The organism is Lignipirellula cremea (assembly GCF_056501455.1).
Window position 1 is genome coordinate 5,314,819 of record NZ_CM151415.1, and the last position, 16,014, is coordinate 5,330,832.

General features: G+C 64.0%; 16 protein-coding genes. 9 read left to right on the forward strand and 7 right to left on the reverse strand.

The annotated features are described in order from the left end of the window. The first annotated feature begins 44 nt into the window (after positions 1-44). The gene (gene lpxK, locus SH602x_RS20760) at positions 45-1,127 is read left to right on the forward strand and encodes a tetraacyldisaccharide 4'-kinase (protein WP_479474112.1); all 1,083 of its coding nucleotides are present in this window, start codon (positions 45-47) and stop codon (positions 1,125-1,127) included. 6 nt (positions 1,128-1,133) lie between these two features. Here the strand turns inward: lpxK and SH602x_RS20765 are convergent, their stop codons facing one another. From SH602x_RS20765 to SH602x_RS20780, 4 genes are all read right to left on the reverse strand, one after another. After that, positions 1,134-2,198: a threonine aldolase family protein gene (locus SH602x_RS20765; RefSeq protein ID WP_479474113.1), complete on the reverse strand. Its 1,065-nt coding sequence runs from the start codon at positions 2,196-2,198 to the stop codon at positions 1,134-1,136. A gap of 11 nt (positions 2,199-2,209) precedes the next feature. After that, entirely contained in the window at positions 2,210-3,742 is a 1,533-nt protein-coding gene (locus SH602x_RS20770; protein WP_479474114.1) for an MATE family efflux transporter, read from the reverse strand. A gap of 240 nt (positions 3,743-3,982) precedes the next feature. Next, on the reverse strand, positions 3,983-4,807 hold the full coding sequence (locus SH602x_RS20775) for an ABC transporter ATP-binding protein (protein ID WP_479474115.1): 825 nt from the start codon (positions 4,805-4,807) through the stop codon (positions 3,983-3,985). A gap of 60 nt (positions 4,808-4,867) precedes the next feature. Continuing rightward, positions 4,868-5,860 (reverse strand): hypothetical protein, encoded by a 993-nt coding sequence (locus SH602x_RS20780; protein WP_479474116.1) that lies wholly within the window; start codon positions 5,858-5,860, stop codon positions 4,868-4,870. A gap of 122 nt (positions 5,861-5,982) precedes the next feature. Between SH602x_RS20780 and SH602x_RS20785 the strand changes: the two genes are divergently transcribed. Together SH602x_RS20785 and SH602x_RS20790 are read left to right on the forward strand one after the other, a co-directional pair. Beyond that, entirely contained in the window at positions 5,983-7,362 is a 1,380-nt protein-coding gene (locus SH602x_RS20785; protein WP_479474117.1) for a DUF3748 domain-containing protein, read from the forward strand. Continuing rightward, the gene (locus tag SH602x_RS20790) at positions 7,359-7,754 is read left to right on the forward strand and encodes a hypothetical protein (RefSeq protein WP_479474118.1); all 396 of its coding nucleotides are present in this window, start codon (positions 7,359-7,361) and stop codon (positions 7,752-7,754) included. Before SH602x_RS20785 ends, SH602x_RS20790 begins: the two co-directional genes overlap by 4 nt. 21 nt (positions 7,755-7,775) lie before the next feature. Here the strand turns inward: SH602x_RS20790 and SH602x_RS20795 are convergent, their stop codons facing one another. Continuing rightward, positions 7,776-9,185, reverse strand: a complete 1,410-nt coding sequence (locus SH602x_RS20795) for an arylsulfatase (protein WP_479474119.1) — start codon at positions 9,183-9,185, stop codon at positions 7,776-7,778. 145 nt (positions 9,186-9,330) lie between these two features. On the opposite strand from SH602x_RS20795, the gene corA reads away from it, so the two are divergent. The 6 genes from corA (at position 9,331) to SH602x_RS20825 (ending at position 12,980) form a co-directional block, all read left to right on the forward strand. Continuing rightward, positions 9,331-10,302, forward strand: a complete 972-nt coding sequence (corA, locus tag SH602x_RS20800; protein ID WP_479474120.1) for a magnesium/cobalt transporter CorA — start codon at positions 9,331-9,333, stop codon at positions 10,300-10,302. A gap of 260 nt (positions 10,303-10,562) precedes the next feature. After that, entirely contained in the window at positions 10,563-10,784 is a 222-nt protein-coding gene (csrA, locus tag SH602x_RS20805; RefSeq protein ID WP_479474121.1) for a carbon storage regulator CsrA, read from the forward strand. Positions 10,785-11,485: 701 nt separating this feature from the next. Next, on the forward strand, positions 11,486-11,764 hold the full coding sequence (locus SH602x_RS20810; protein WP_479471184.1) for a flagellar biosynthesis anti-sigma factor FlgM: 279 nt from the start codon (positions 11,486-11,488) through the stop codon (positions 11,762-11,764). Between the two features lie 211 nt (positions 11,765-11,975). Further along, positions 11,976-12,479, forward strand: coding sequence for a Fur family transcriptional regulator (locus tag SH602x_RS20815; RefSeq protein WP_479471183.1), 504 nt, complete (start codon positions 11,976-11,978; stop codon positions 12,477-12,479). A 63-nt stretch (positions 12,480-12,542) separates the two neighbouring features. Next, complete coding sequence (locus SH602x_RS20820; protein ID WP_479474122.1) at positions 12,543-12,752, forward strand: type II toxin-antitoxin system HicB family antitoxin; 210 nt, start codon at positions 12,543-12,545, stop codon at positions 12,750-12,752. Between the two features lie 3 nt (positions 12,753-12,755). Then, complete coding sequence (locus SH602x_RS20825) at positions 12,756-12,980, forward strand: type II toxin-antitoxin system HicA family toxin (protein ID WP_479474123.1); 225 nt, start codon at positions 12,756-12,758, stop codon at positions 12,978-12,980. A 25-nt stretch (positions 12,981-13,005) separates the two neighbouring features. On the opposite strand, the gene purB is transcribed toward SH602x_RS20825, so the two are convergent. Then, on the reverse strand, positions 13,006-14,427 hold the full coding sequence (gene purB, locus SH602x_RS20830) for an adenylosuccinate lyase (RefSeq protein ID WP_479474124.1): 1,422 nt from the start codon (positions 14,425-14,427) through the stop codon (positions 13,006-13,008). Positions 14,428-14,487: 60 nt separating this feature from the next. Then, a complete protein-coding gene (locus tag SH602x_RS20835; protein WP_479474125.1) occupies positions 14,488-15,882 on the reverse strand; it encodes an HD domain-containing protein in 1,395 nt (464 codons plus the stop codon). Between the last annotated feature and the right edge of the window lie 132 nt (positions 15,883-16,014).

A 16,014-nucleotide genomic window follows, 5' to 3' on the forward strand; every position in this document is an offset into this window, starting at 1 on the left:
GAAACGTTTCCCGTTTTTCGTTGGCAGGAAGAGCAGGGCGCAGGATGGCTGACGAGCCGAATCCGTTCTGGAAGAAGGCGCTCGACCGCCGGGTGACCGGGCCGGGATGGTTCGCGCTGCGAACGGGACTGCGGGCGGCGTCGCTGCCGTACGCCGCTGCGATGCGCGCGAGAAACGCGGCGTTCGACTCGGGCTGGAAAGAGTCGATCGACGTAGGCGTCCCGGTCATCTCGGTCGGGAATCTGACCGCCGGAGGGACGGGCAAGACGCCCGCGGTTTGTCGCCTCGCTCGCGAACTGCGAAATCGCGACGTGCGGGTCGCGCTCGTCAGCCGCGGTTATAAGGCGGGAGAGCAGGGGACCAACGACGAGGCGCTCGAACTGGAAGAGCGGCTGCCCGACGTTCCGCATGTCCAGGATCCGGACCGCGTCGCCGCCGCGAGGATCGCGATCGAAGAACTGACGTCGCAGGTCATCCTGCTCGACGACGCGTTCCAGCATCGCCGCATTCGCCGGGACTGGGATATCGTTCTGATCGATGCGACGAACCCCTACGGCTTCGGAGCGCTGTTGCCGGCAGGGCTGCTGCGCGAGCCCTTTTCGTCGCTCGCCCGGGCGCAGACGATCGTCCTCTCGCGCGCGAATATGGTCGACGAGGCGGAGCGCTTCGCGATTCGCGAACAGGTGACGCGTTACTCCCCTGCCGCTGACTGGGTCGAAGCCATTCATCGCCCCGCGGAGTGGCGAAATGCCGAAGGCCTGACGCAGCCGATCGAGAGTTCCTCGCTTCGCCGCGTCGCGGTCGTCTCCGCGATCGGGAATCCGGAAGCCTTTCGCCGAACGCTGACGGGCCTCGGCCTCGAGATCGCGGAGGAGCGGATCTTCCTGGATCATCATCGCTTCACGCGCGAGGATGTGACCTCGCTTCAGGCGTGGGGGAAGAAGCTTGCGGCCGACCGCGTCGAGTCGATCGTCTGCACCGGCAAGGATCTGGTGAAGCTGAACCTGCCGACGCTCGGTCCCCTCCCGCTGTGGAGCCTGGTCATCGAATTTTCGTTCACCCAGAACGAGGCAGCCATGCAGCGGCGCCTGGACGAGATCGCGGCCAGAGTTCCGCAGGAAGGCTGACCAGGCCTACGCCGGAGACGTCGACCGCAGATCCTCGACCGTCGCTCGGCACGCCTCGAGGAATCGCTCGACCGCTTCGTCGTCGACGTCGAGATGCGTCACGGCCCGAATCACCTGCTTGCCGAAGGCATAGGTCAGAACGCCGCGGGCTTCGAGAAGCTGCTGAAACTTCGCGGCGGTTCCGAGCCCTCCGTCGATGCGAACGAGCACGATGTTGGTAGGAACCTGGGCGTGAACGGGCGAAAGGCCGTCGATTCTCGCGATGCCGTCGGCCAGTCGCTGGGCGCGGACGTGATCGTCGACCAGGCGTTCGCGATGATGCCGCAGTGCGTAGAGTGCGCCGGCGGCGATGATTCCCGCCTGCCGCATGCCGCCGCCGAACAGCTTACGAACGCGGCGGGCCTTGCGGATCGCTTCCGCCGAACCGACGAGAGCGGACCCGACCGGCGCCCCGAGTCCTTTGCTGAAGCAGACGCTGATCGTATCGAACGGCTTCGCCCACTCGACGAGAGGAACGCCTGTCGCCGCGGTCGCGTTGAACAGCCGCGCGCCGTCCAGGTGCGTCGCGAGTCCCCGTTCCCGCGCCCACTCGCAAAGCTCGCGAAGTCGCTCAGGCGGATAAATCGTTCCGCCGCCGCGATTGTGCGTATTCTCCAGACAGAGCAGGGTCGTCCCGGCGAGATGCTCGTCCTCTGCGTCGCTGAACTGGTCTTCGACGTCCGCGAGCGACAGGATGCCGTGACGCCCCGGTACGGGCTTAACCGCCAGCCCGCTGAGTTGGGCGTATCCGCCTTGTTCATAGCGGTAGATATGGCACTCGGCCTCGCAGAGGATCTCGTCGCCCGGCGAGCAATGAATGCGCACCGCGATCTGGTTGCTCATCGTTCCCGAGGGAACATAGAGCGCAGCCTCCTTGTCTAGTTTCTCCGCGATCGTTCGTTGCAACTCGTCGACCGTCGGATCGCCGTCGCAGACGTCGTCCCCCACCGGCGCCTCGGCCATCGCCCGCCGCATTTCCGGGGTCGGACGGGTGACGGTGTCGCTACGAAAGTCGGCGGAAGGGAGGTTCATTCTGGCTCCGCTCATTCTATCGACGCAGGGGTCAGCGGCGGGGCATAAGGGTTGTCATCGTCAGGCGGCAACTGCGCAGGAGCGATATTCGAGGACTGGTCCTCCGCCACTTCAGGCGGCAGGAACTCGCTCTCGATCACCCGCATCTTCCGCCACTTTCCGCCCAGAAACCGGACGAGGTGGATGACGAACTGGGCGAAGATCCAGACGGTGAGATAACCCCACCACCAGTAGACCGACGTTCCGAACAACGCGCCGCCGATGAGGGCCCCGGCCATCCCCCCCACGGTCGTCACGATCGCGGCGATCAGGATGAACCTGGTATCGCCGGCCCCTTTCAACGCGCCGACCAGGATGATGTTGAGCGCATCGAACAGGCAATAGAGCGCGACGAAACGCAGGAGCACGACGGTCAGGTCGCGGATCTCCGCGAATTCGGTCGGGTCGCCGCCGAACTCGAAACCCAGCATGAACAGATCGGGAAACGCGAGATAGCCGATCGCGAACAGGAGCGTGATCCCGACGCCCCAGATGACGGCGTTCCACGTCGCTCGCTGCGCCACGTCGGGTCGGTTCTCGCCGAGGTTTTGCCCGACGAGGGTGCTGACCGCGATTCCGATGCCGATCATCGGCACGAAGGCGATCGCGTTCACGTTGAACGCCATCGTCGTCGAAGCAAGCGCCGTGGCGCCGGCCTGTCCGATGAGCAGCACGATCATCGACAGCGCGACGCCTTCGACGAAAAACTGCAACCCGCTCGGAGCGCCGAATCGCAAAAGGCGCATGAACAGCGACCAGTCAGGTTTCCAGTTCGACAGCCAGGGATAGACGATGCCGTCCATCGGACGGAATAGCAGGGCGATCAGGACGAACGCCTTGAACCAGTTCCCGATCGACGTCGCGACTCCCGCTCCGAACGCACCCCATTCGAACCAGCCGCCGATGCCGAAGATCAAAATCGCGTCCAGCACGACGACGACGATGACGTCCAGGACGTTCACCCACATGACGATCGCCGTCTTGCCGAGCCCCGTATAAAACGACGAGACGGCGGTCGAAAGGATCATCCCGCCGCCCCCCCAGGTGAGCGCCTGGAAGAAGCCGACCTCTGCGTCGAATACCGCCTTCGCCTTGATCGGATCGATGGGGTTCGCCTCCATCGACAAGGCGAAGATATACGGCGCGAGCGGGATCATCGCCAGAAAGAACGGAATCGAAAGCAGCGAGAACCAGGCTCCCTGCGCGACGATCGCGGCGACGCGGTCCGGTCGTCGGGCGCCGTGGTACTGCGCGACGAACGAATTGACGTACCCCGCCGTTCCGAAGAAAAACCCGAGCGAGGTCCAGAAGACCATGCCGGCGGGCAACGCCGCCGCCATCGCGCTGCTGTCGTACCAGAAGAGAAACGTCCGATCGATGAGCAGCAGAATCGAATGCAGGCTCGTCGAAATGATCAGCGGATAAGCGACGAGCCAGACCTGCCGCAGGCCCCCCGGTTCCGACCAGCGGCGGCTCAGTCGGTTAGCGAACGTCGGAGGGGACATGGGCGAATTCGCAGGAATCCTGGTCCGCCCAGGCTCGTAAGTCAGCTTGCGCAAGCGGGCGGCAAGTCCCGATTCGCGTTCGCTCGACGCGCGAACGGTCTCTTAACGTCGACCGCGCTTCAGAGGAAGCGCCGCCTCCGCGTGGAAGGGCGAGGCCAAGGCCGAATCGAAGATTCTACCCGCTGAACGTCGAACGGCCGGGCCGGCTCCCGGCGCGTAGCTTCGCCGCCGGAGAGCGCTTCAGCGAGGTTCTTTTTCCAGAGAGGCGGCGGGCGCGTCAGGTTCGCCGGACGCGGAGCCGTTTTCTTCGGATTGCGGTTCCGCATCGAGAGAGACTTCGCCATCCTCCGCCGTAAGTTGCAGGAAGATTTCCTCCAGGTTCCCGCCAGGCTGCGACTGGGCGGTTCGCAGTTCCTCCATCGTTCCGAGGAAGACGATCTTTCCCTTGCGGATCATGCCGATCCGATCGGAGATTTCCTCGGCGATCGACAGGGTATGGGTCGACATGAACACGGTGACCCCTTCGTCGGCCTGCTGCCGGAGGAGATCCTTGACCTTGCGGATCGAGCGAGGATCGAGACCGACCATCGGCTCGTCGACGACGAGCACCTTGGGTCCGTGAAGCAGCGCGGCCGCGAAGACGAGACGCTGCTTCATGCCGTGCGAATAACTCTCCGTCATCTGGTCGACGAAGCTGGAGAGTTCGAACCGTCGAATCTGCAGGTCGATCCGCTCCCGAATGTCCGCCCGTTCCAGACCGTACATTTCGCCGAGGAACGTCAGGAACTCGCGGCCCGTCAGTTTTTCGTAGACGTACGGCTCGTCGGGGACGTACCCGATTCGCAGGGCCGTCTCGCGAGGATGCTTCTCGACCTCCAGGCCGTCGACGCGGACCGTTCCCCGGTCGGGACGCAACAGGCCGATCAGCATTTTGATCGTCGTCGTCTTGCCGGCGCCGTTCGGTCCCAGGAACGAGAAGAGCTCGCCCTTCGGAATCGAGAGGTCGAGTCCGTTGACCGCGATCTTGTTGCCGTAACTGCGAACGACGTCGACGAACTCGATCATAGAAGCGACGAACCGGAGCGCGGAAGGAAGGGGAATCGCAGCAGGGGAAGCGAACTCGCGTCAGTCATCTTCCGGCGCCGGCATCTCTTCGTCGAACCGCCGATCGAAGCCTTCGCCGAATTCGAGTTCCGCCTCGCGCACCGCAGACGACGGTCCGCCTTCGCCGGTCGGTTCGGGTTCCGGCATTCGCACCATGCGAAACACGGTGGAACCGAGTCGCAGGTCCTGCTGCAACGTCTCGCCCGACTCGTCGACCCAGACGGTCGCATCGGGCTTCCTCGCCGCGTCGCCGACGCCCGTGTTTCGACGGTACTCGACGACGTTCGTCCGCATCGGGACGCCGTGCCAGGAGAGCAGTTCCTGTTTAGCGACATAGACGTGCAGGACTTCCGATTCGCCCGACGTGAACGGTTTGGCGACGGACTCCGTCCAGGTCTGTCCGACGCGGAGGTCGAGCATCCTGGGTCCGGCGGAGAAAGGGCCCCGTGCGTCGGCGCTTTCGCCCAGCGAGAGCGGTCGGCGCAGAATCTCGGTGGGCCTGCCTCCGGTCATCGCTCGCGTCGTGGCGACCAGTTCGTACTCGACGCCCTCGACTCGCGTCATCTCGAATCGGGCCAGTTCCTGATCGCGGTCGTGGATCACCAGCAGCGTCAGCCTCTCCAGGCGATCCTCGACGTAGAAGCCGCGAGAGAGAATCTCGAAATTGATCCTCTGGTCGAACAGGCTCGGCGGCAGCATCGACCCGAAGGGCCCCGCGAACGATTCGAGCACCGTCCTCAGAGGAAAATCGCGAAATGTCGTTCGCGTGCGGGCGGCGACCGTTCCGTCCGGCTCCTGCGACCAGTAGGAATGGGACTCCCCGATCCGCTCCGTTCCCTGCTCCACGAACCAGTCCTCGAGAACTGGTTCGCCCCGCTCTGCCTGCTGAAGATCGCTCACCACCTCAGGCCGAGCGCCCGGAAGCAGAGGGGGCAGAATCTTGCGAGTCACTAGCCACCCGGCGGAGACCGTCCAGGCGACCAGCAGAACCGTCACGTAGAATCGTCGGAGCATGCAGACTTCCCAGGCGCTTCGTCGATGCGGGAGCGATCGCGCGTACGCGTCATCAGCGGTCGCCGCATTCATTCTAGAGGGAGCGACATCGCCGTGAGCGTTCTTCGAGGCCGAAACGAGCGATGACCCGTCCCGGCAAGAATTCCCTCCGGCCGATCCCGTCCGGGGTACGTGAGCGAGCGCTCACGCGGTCGCCGTACAACAAGCTCCTGACGAACTTCGGCGTGTGGTCGCACGACGGCCAGTGGATCGTCTACGACATTCGATCCGAAGCGGCGGGATCGCTGTTCGACGGCGACCGGATCGAACGGGTCCACGTCGAGACGGGCGAGGTCGACGTTCTGTACGAATCGAGGAACGGCGCCAGATGCGGGGTCGTCACCTGCTCGCCCGTCGATGATCGCGTGGTCTTCATTTTGGGACCGGAGCAGCCGACGCCGGAGTGGTCGTACGGACCCTCCCGACGTCAGGGAGTCGTCGTCTCCGCCTCGCGACCAGTCGAGGCGAGTTTCCTCGACGCCCGGGATCTTGTCGCGCCGTACACCCCCGGCGCTCTTCGCGGCGGCAGTCACGTTCACGTCTTCTCTCCCGACGCGTCGCTGGTTTCTTTCACGTACGACGACGAAGTCCTGACGCGGCTCGACGAAGCCGGAAGGGCGACCTCGGGGCGGGACGTCAACCAAAGAAACGTCGGGGTCTCGCTCCTCGATCGCCTGGTGAGCGTTCCGCGTACTCACGAGCGGAACCACGACGGCAGCGCCTTCTCCGTCGTCGTCACGAGCACCGTCAACGAACCTCGACCGGGCAGCGACGAGATCTGCCGGGCGTGCGAAGAGGGCTGGATCGGCGAGGCGGGATATATCTTGCCGAACGGAGAGCGCCGCCGCCGCGCGCTTGCGTTTCAGGGAACCGTCGTCGCCAGGAACGGCTCCCGCCATGCGGAAGTCTTCGTCGTCGACCTGCCGGAAGATCTGACCGTTCCATGCGCCGCGGGTCCGCTCGAAGGAACGCCTCTGCGCCGGCCCGCTCCGCCGGCAGGCGTGACGCAACGCCGCCTGACGTTCACCGATGACGAGCCATTTCCCGGCATCAGCGGGCCGCGGCACTGGCTTCGCAGTTCGCCCGACGGGTCGAAGATCGCTTTCCTGCGTCGCGACGCCAGCGGCAACGTCCGCTTGTGGACCGTCCCTCCCTGGGGAGGCGAACTGACGCCGGTGACCGATCCGTCGTTCTCCGTCGAGTCCGCATTCACGTGGAGTCCCGACGGTCGCTCGATCGCCCACGTCGCCGACGGAAGCGTCTGCGTCACGGACGTCGAGACCCACGAGACCGTGCGCCTCACCGCTCCAGCGCCCTCGTCCGAAGGGGTCCCGCGCCCTGAAGCCTGCGTTTTTTCGCCAGACGGCAGTAGGATCGGATTTTTACGGTCAGCGTCGACGGACGGACGCCGGAACGAGGTTCACTGCGTTGACGTCCCATCGATTTCGGGAGCGATCACATGATCGACACGGTTGACGTCTTCGCCGGGCGCTTCGTCGATCGGTCCGAGGCGACGAACTATACCGAGCCGACTTGGGAAGATGAGCCTGACGAAGCAGCGTCAGATGAAGAATTCGAAGCCTGGGAGGAACGCAATCCGATCTGGCCTCTGCGAAAAGATCTCCGCAGTCGACTCGATCCCGACTTCATCGAGACAATCGACGAGCCGGGCCGATACGAGTACCTCGCGAGCCTTCTGGTCGACCCGACTGCAATCGATGCGATCCGCGAAAGGGCCGGCGATGCGAACATTCTGGTCCTGGTCTTCGAAGAATCGACCGATCCCAGGATCTCGAAGCCGTACGGCTCGACTTCGCGGCTGACGTACTGCGGACGTTTCGTCTGTCGACTGTAGAAGGGCCGACGGCCGTATCCGTCACTGCGACTTCGGCGCTTTCGGCGTTGGGAACTTCCATTCCTCCGACGGCTCGTACTCTTCCTGCATGACCCGCGTCAGGCGCTGAACCAGTTCCGGACGCTCGGCGGCCAGGTCATGCTGCTCGGCGGTGTCGGCGACGACGTCATAGACGCGGACGGGCGTTCCGATCGGCTGCTCGATCGCCTTGAAGCTTCCGGCCCGGACGGCTTGTCCGCCCCCCTGTTCGTAGAACGCCCAGTAAAGCGGCTCACGCGGCGGTCGTTCGCCGGTCGGATCGGTCAACGTCGCGAGGAAGGAGACGCCGTCGATATCGCTGGGGACGACGTCGCTTCCGCCCATCGCCTCGGCGCAGGTCGGCACGATGTCCTGGAAGCAGTAGTAGGCGTCGGTCTTCGCTCCTGCCGGAACATGGCCGGGCCAGCGAACGATCATCGGCACCCGGATACCGCCGTCGGTCAGAGCCCGCTTCGTGCCCGTCAGCGGTCCGTTGGAATCGTTGAAGTCCGGATCGTTCCCGCCCTCCTTATGCGGTCCGTTGTCGGACGTGAAGAAGATCAGCGTATTCTCCGCGATCCCCAGCTCGTCCAGCAGCGCGGTAAGGCGACCGAAGTCCCGGTCCATCCGGCTGATCATCGCTGCGTGAGCCTTCTGCGGCTCGGGCCAGTCCTTGTCGGCGTACTGACCGAGCTCGGGGACTTCCATCCCTTCCTTGCCCGCTTCGTTGTTCGCGTGCGGCAGCGTCCAGGCGACATACAGGAAGAAGGGCTTGTCAGCCTTCTCCTTCACGAACGACAGCGCCCGTTCGGTGATCAAGTCGTGGCTGTACTCCACCTTTTCGCTGGCCTTGCCCGAGCCGACCGGTCGTTCGTCCGGCACGACATTCTTCAGCGAAACGCGATTCTCGCCGTCCATCAGAAACGTCGGGTAGTAATTGTGTGCGTGCGTCTGATCGAGGTAGCCGAAGAACTCGTCGAAGCCCTGCTTCGTCGGAACGCCTGCGGAACCTTCGTGTCCGAGCCCCCATTTCCCGAACAGGCCGGTCGCATAGCCGCGCGACTTGAAAACTTCGGCCAGCGTCACGTCCTCGGGCCGCAGATCCTGTTTCGCATTGCCGCGAATGACGCACCGTCCCGTGTGGTAGCCCGTCATCAGCACGCACCGCGACGGCGCACAGACCGTCGAGCCGGCGTAGAAACTGGTGAAGCGAAGTCCCTGCCTGGCGAACGCGTCGAGATGCGGCGTCTCGATCCGCTTCTGGCCGTAGCATCCGAGGTCGCCGTACCCCAGGTCGTCCGCCATGACGAAAATCACGTTGGGAGGCGTCGCATTCTCGGCGCTCGCGACAGGAAGAGCGGAGACCGCGAACGCAGCCGCAGCGGCGAAAGCGAAAAAGCGTCGAAAGTCCATGGAGAGCATCTCCAGCGAGGAGCCGTCGCGGACGAAGAGACCTGGATAAGCGGCGGGGCGGTGCAGACAGAACTCAGTTTAATAAGAATAAGAACCGATCGCGGCGATACCCGTCGCAAGAACGGAAGCACGAGGCCGGTCCGGCATGTTTCGCACGCTTGAGGTCGGGCCGCAGGGGCCGGTCGCAGAGTTCCGCGGCAGGGAGCACGTCCGAAGGCCGGCGCCCGGTCATGTCCTCTGGATCGATCTGGAAGCGCAGGAGCACGAAGATCTCGCGCTGCTGGGAGAACGCTTCGCGTTCCATCCGCTCGAACTGGAGGACTGCGCCCATTTCGATCAGCGTCCGAAGGTCGAAACGTACGACGATCATCTGTTCGTCGTGACGCACGGCTATCGGTTCAGCGCGGACGACCACGACGCGATCGAGAGCCTCGAACTTCACTCCTTCTTCGGCGCCGACTACCTGGTGACCGTTCATACCGAACCGATGCCGGCGCTCGATGCCGTCTGGAGCCGCGTCGCCCAAGAACCCGGGGCGCTTCGCCGGGGCGTCGCGTTCGTGGAGTACCTGGTCGCTGACGCGACCGTCGACACGTTCTTTCCCCTGATCGACGACATCGCGGATCGCGTAGAGGCGATCGAAGCTCGCGTGGTCGAGCAGGGCGATCGAGGAGACCGACGCGACCTCGAAGAAATCTTCAAGCTGAAGCGGTCGCTGGTCGAACTTCGCCGCATTCTCGCGCCGCAGCGAGACGTCTTCGGCATGCTCGCCAAGCGAGGCGACGGGCGGATCGACGACCGGACCGCGATCTACTTTCGGGACGTGCACGATCACGTGCTGCGCATCCATGAATCGCTCGAAGCGACGCGCGACTTACTTACCAACGCGCTCGAAGCCTATCTCTGGGCCGCATCGCAGCGCACCAACGAGATCATGAAGCGCCTGACGCTCCTCTCGGCCATCTTCCTGCCGCTGACGTTCATCACAGGGTTCTTCGGCCAGAACTTCGACTACTTCGAATCGGTCAACCACTACCTCTTCTACGCGATGATCGCCGCCTGCCTCCTGGTCCCGCCTGCGATGGCGATCTTCTTCATGCGACGGGGCTGGATGTAGATGTGCCATTGTACGCAACAACACATTCGCTCGTCGTTCGCTGGGTCGGGGGACGTCGGTTGGCGCAAGTCGAACCTGCTTCAGGGGCTGCGGAACGTGCCGCCAATGCCGCCGATAATGAAGGCGAAGCGCTTGCGGCGCTGGCAAGATGGGAAATCTTGAAAAAAGAATGGGGTCCGCCTTAACGACCGCTTTCGGGCGCGAAACAATGACTTCCCGGCTGCAATCGGAAGGTCACGCCTCGCGAAGGATGGAAAGCGATGCTCGTACTCACACGGAAGACGACGGAGTCGATTCAGATCGGCGACGAAATCTCGATCACGGTGCTCGAAGTTCGCGGTAATCAAGTTCGACTCGGTATCGACGCGCCGCGTCAGGTGCCCGTCCACCGTCGCGAAATTTACGAAGCCCTGCAAACGCACGGCAGCGAAGCCTTCGACCCGCGAACCGTTCGCACGCGCGACGCCGACGCGCCGGTCTAGATCGCTTCTAGGTTCTCAGCGGCCGAAAGAAGACTGCGAGCGACGATCCGCCTCGCGGTCTGACGGAAACGAGCGACCCTGCTTGCCGCACGCTGCGACTCTCGCTCCTCGATGCCTAGGCCCGGCGATACCTGCGTTAAGCGCTGCCTGCGTCCGGTCCGAATTCTCTTTCGCGCCTGTCAAGAACCTTCGCCGGTCTCTTCGCGTAGAAGTCGTCAGAAAGACGCGAGCGACCGGGCTTTACGGAACGACGGGAGCTTGGGGAGCGACCCTTGCGACGCCGCTTCGAAGAGACTTCCGCATAACGAGCGCGGGGGGCGAAAAGGTGCAAGGCTTCGTGTCGGCGGACGATAAACCCAGTGACCTTCGCTGCTGCGATTCGCAGAACCGCGGAGAGTCGCACTTCGGCGCCGCTGCCCCTTCCGTATTCGTCGTCGGCATCCAGCTCGTCTCGCATCCACTTGAGCCTGCTTCGCATCATGAAGGACGAGAACTTCAGATTCCCGCCCGCATCGCTGACGACGTGGGGACTCGACCGGGCGGTCGCCCGGCTGCGTCTGCCCAGTCGGTACGAAGCGGCTGGAAACGGGCCGGCGAACCCTGCTTCGCCTGAAATCGATCTGGAGCCTGTTTCCCACGGCGGGTATCCTTTCGGAAGCTTGGCCGCATTCCGGCGCCGAATCTTCGAGGAGCGTAGTTCCATGCAAGTCTCTGGATCGAACTATCTGCATGCCGCGCAGCCGCTGCGGCAGCCGCATTACGCGCCGCAGACTTCGTCCGAGTCGGGCGCCGCGTCGAACGGTCCGATCGATCGCCTGGACATTTCGCTGGAGGCGCTCAACCGCAGCCGCGAAGCCGAACAGCCGTTCCGAGCCGACAAGGTCGCCGAACTCCGCGCCCAGATCGACGCCGGCGGCTACGATTCGGACGAGAAACTGGACGCCGCCGTCAGCAAAATGCTGGACGATCTGTTCGGCTGATCGAGCCAGACCGCCTCGATCGGGCGGAACGCCGACCCGAATACCTGCATCTAACGAAACGGCGGGCGAAATCGCTCGCCGTTTTTTCGTCGACCTGCCGAGCTTCGAGAGCGCGCTTGTCCCGGCTGCAAGGCGGACTTAAAATCCCTTGCAAGTCGCTTTCCCGCCGAGAAGGAACGGGGTCGACCGCCTTCTTCCGCTGCGCGGATTCATGCACGACGCCAATTCGCTCGATTCCGTCGAAGTCTCGCTGACCCCTCTCGAGCGGTTCGAGGAGTTCCTGCAGAGCCGCGGCAAGCGCATCACCAGCCAGCGCAAGGCCTTGATCGAGCACGTTTTCAAGAAGCACGAGCATTTCGACGCGGACGGCCTGATCGAGGAGCTCTCCCGTAGCGAGTTCCGCGGACAGGTCAGCCGGCCCACGATCTATCGGGCGTTGAACGAACTAGTGGAGTCAGGCCTGCTGCGTCGGTTCGAACTCGACGGGCGCTCCGTCTACGAGCATGACTACGGCTACCCCGCCCACGATCATCTCTACTGTTCCGAGTGCGAGAAGCTGATCGAGTTTCAGTCCGACGAGCTGACCGACCTGATCAAGAAGATCTCCGACGGCCACCAGTTCCGGGCCGGCGGTCACAAGCTGATCGTCACCGGCCTGTGCGACGAATGCCAGAAGGCCCGTCGGCGAGTTCGACGCAAGGTCGACATGATTTGAGGCGCCGCAGCAGGCGTCCGGTCGAATCAGCGCCTTATCCGAAGCTAGCAGCGAGTCGAAGGCATGCGGAAATTCGACGTGATCGTGGAGCGAGATCCGGACACCGGAATTCTTGTAGGATCGGTGCCCGGTTGGCCGGGAGCGCATAGCCAAGGGGCCACGATCGACGAACTCGAGAAGAATCTTGGCGAAGTCATCGCGATGCTTCTCGAAGAGGGCGATCCGACGCTGGAATCGGAATTCGTCGGAATCCGAACGATCCAGGTCGCGTAGTCGATGGGCTCCGTACCGGTCTTGAAACCGCGTGAGGTCGCCACGCTGCTGCTTCGGCTCGGTTTCGAAGAGGTGCGGCAGCGCGGCTCGCACCGACAATATCGGCATTTGGACGGACGAGGGACGACGGTCCCGTTTCACGCCGGCCACGATATCTCGCCGACGTTGCTACGTAAGATCGCCCGCGACATCGGGCTGACCGTCGAAGAGCTATTGCAACGCGATTAGTCGCTTCCGAAAGCTCGGCTCGCGATCAGACGTCCACCCGCGCTTCGCCCGCCGTGTCCGGATACCGCTGCCGGATCGGCGCGACGATCTCCGCCAGAAACTCGTCGACCTGCTCGGGGGCTCGACCGACGTACTTCCGCGGGTCGAGCGTATCTTCCAGCGGCAGCTTCGCGAAGGAAGGATCGGCGCGGAGCTGATCCAGCAGGTCGTTCGGCTCGCCCCGCTTGATCGATCCGACGGCGCGGACCGACGCCTGGCGAATGACTTCGTGCAGATCCTGACGGTTGCCGCCCGCCTCGACCGCCGCCATCAGCAGGTTCTCCGTCGCCATGAACGGAAGCTCCTCCGCGAGGCGCTTCGCCACGATCGCTGGGTTCACCGTCATCCCGGCAGCGACGTTCTGGAGCAGAACCAGGATCGCGTCCGCCGCCAGAAACGCCTGCGGCAGGACCAGTCGTCGGTTGGCGCTGTCGTCGAGCGTGCGCTCCATCCACTGCGTCGCCAGCGTGTTCGCGGGGCTCGACTGGAGCGAGATGACGAACCGTGCAAGGCCGCAGACGCGCTCCGATCGCATGGGGTTGCGCTTGTAGGCCATCGCGGAGGAGCCGATCTGCTTCTCCTCGAACGGCTCGTCGACTTCCCGCCAACTGGAGAGCAGCCGCATGTCGGTCGACATCTTGTGGGCGCTCTGGGCCAGACCCGAAAGTGCATCGACGACCTGAGCGTCGACCTTGCGCGAGTAGGTCTGTCCGGTCACCGCGTACGACTCGGCGAAGCCCATCTTGGTCGCGATGCGGCGTTCGAGTTCCCGCACCTTGGCGTGGTCGCCGTGAAACAGTTCCAGGAAGCTCGCCTGCGTTCCGGTCGTTCCCTTCGTGCTGCGGGCTTTGAGCGTCGCCAGACGCCGCTCGATTTCTTCGAGGTCGAGAACGAGGTCGTACGCCCACAACGTCGCCCGCTTGCCCACCGTCGTCGGCTGAGCCGGTTGCAGATGCGTGAAGGCGAGGCAGGGGAGGTCGCGATGCCGTTTCGCGAAGTCGCCCAGCAGGCCGATCACCGTCGCCAGCCGCTTCGCGATCAGGGTCAGGCCCTCCCGAATCAGCAGCAGATCGGCGTTGTCGGTGACGTAACAGCTCGTCGCGCCCAGGTGGATGATGCCCGCCGCGCCGGGGCAACGCTCCCCGTAGGCGTGAACGTGGGCCATCACGTCGTGGCGAAGCTCCTTCTCCAGGACCTTCACCCGCTCGAAATCGATGTCATCGGCTGCGGAGCGCAACTCGGCGATCTGCGACTCCGTGATCGGCAGTCCGAGTTCCCTCTCCGTCTCGGCCAGCAGGATCCAGAGCCGCCGCCACGTCTGAAACCGATGATCGTCTCCCCAGACGCGGGACATCTCGCGCGAAGCGTAGCGAGCGATCAGCGGATTCTGGTAGTACTCGTGCGACATGGCGGGCAGGGCGGCGATGCAAACGGACCGTAAGAGCGAAACGAAGAGCGCTCGACCCTACTACATGTTGGTCGGATCATCCAGCCGGGAGCCGGCTACGCGTTCGAGCGCTGCGGCTACGACCTCTCCGTGCGAACGGTCCTGGACGTAGACCCGGCAGATGCGATGGACGACCGGAAGTTCGCGGAAGAGCTGATGCGCATCGAGCGGTCGCACCCGGTCCCGCGACGAATCGTAGTAGAAGTTCTGCCCTGACGACGCCTGCGAAGCGTGCGGTCGGTACGAATGTCGGGGGACGTCGACTCGGAGCGGAATGTCGCGTTTCTCCCGGGGCAGGGCGGCACGAAGCTTTCGGTCGACGAAGTCGGGGTCGCTGAAGATGCTGCTCGACTCGGGAACCTCGGCCTGGAACACGAGATTCGTCTGCGCCGCCAGCTTCCACTCGACCTCCCGTTCCAGCAGCCTCCGCCAGCGCCGGCCCAGTTCGCCGCGTTCGCCCGGTTCGTCCTCCCAGCGCTCGACTTCGGCCAGCAGCGCGAAGTCGGTGAATCGCCGGTACTCGATACGATGTTCCAGCGGATCGCCGGGAAAGAGCAGCCGCTTCGACGCGAGAAACAAATCCGCCAGCGTCAGGTCGATCGCTCGAACCGTGCGGTGGAAATAGACGGCGCGAAACAGTTCGCCGCGAACGCCCATGAAGCGGAGCAGGGCGTCCATTCCCCGGTCGTGGATCGTGAGCCCGGCGTCGGTGAAGAAGGTGTATTCGAGCAGCCGCTCCAGATCGTAGGCCTTCGTGCTGTAGCCTGTCATGTACGCGTCGCGCATCACGAAATCGAGGTTGTCGATCGTGTAGATGCCGCACAGCAGACTGCGCAGAAACCGCAGCCACTTCGGCACGCCGGTCTCTTCCGACTGCGACCTGGGACGCTGAATCAGCCAGGCGACCTGCTGCGGGTCGAGCGTCTCGCCCGCCTCCAACTCTCGCGACGGGGTTCGGCGAATTCCGACGATGCGATCGCCGAGTTCCTCGACGACGATGCGTGCCCCGAGCGTTTCGTGCGTCAGGCCGTAATCGGCGAGATAGTACGTATCGAAGAAGTGCCCGAACGGTCCGTGCCCGACGTCATGCAGCAGTCCCGCGACGCGTAGCAGCGATTCCAGGTAGCCGGAACTGGGCGCGTCGGGGCAGGTCGCTCGGAGGCTCGGCTCGACCGACGCGAACATCCGGCTCGCCAGATGCATCGCTCCGACGACGTGCTGAAACCGCGTATGCTCCGCCGAGGGAAAGACCCAGTGGGCGGTCTGCAACTGCCGGATCGAACGCAGTCGCTGGACCCAGAGCGAGTCGATCAGGCTGCCTTCGCACGACGGATCGTTCGTGCTGCGGCGCGAGGCGAACGGGATGTAGCCGTGAACGGGATCGAAGAACAGATTGCGGTGGGGAGCGAATTGCATGAATGCGCCGTCGATCGCGGGAGCCCGCCGAATTCGCCATCCTATCGCATCAGGTAGCGGCGAGGTATCGGTCGAATCGAGCGGCGATCGGGACGTCAAACGGCTCCCCGGACGCTGTAGGGGCAGGAGAAT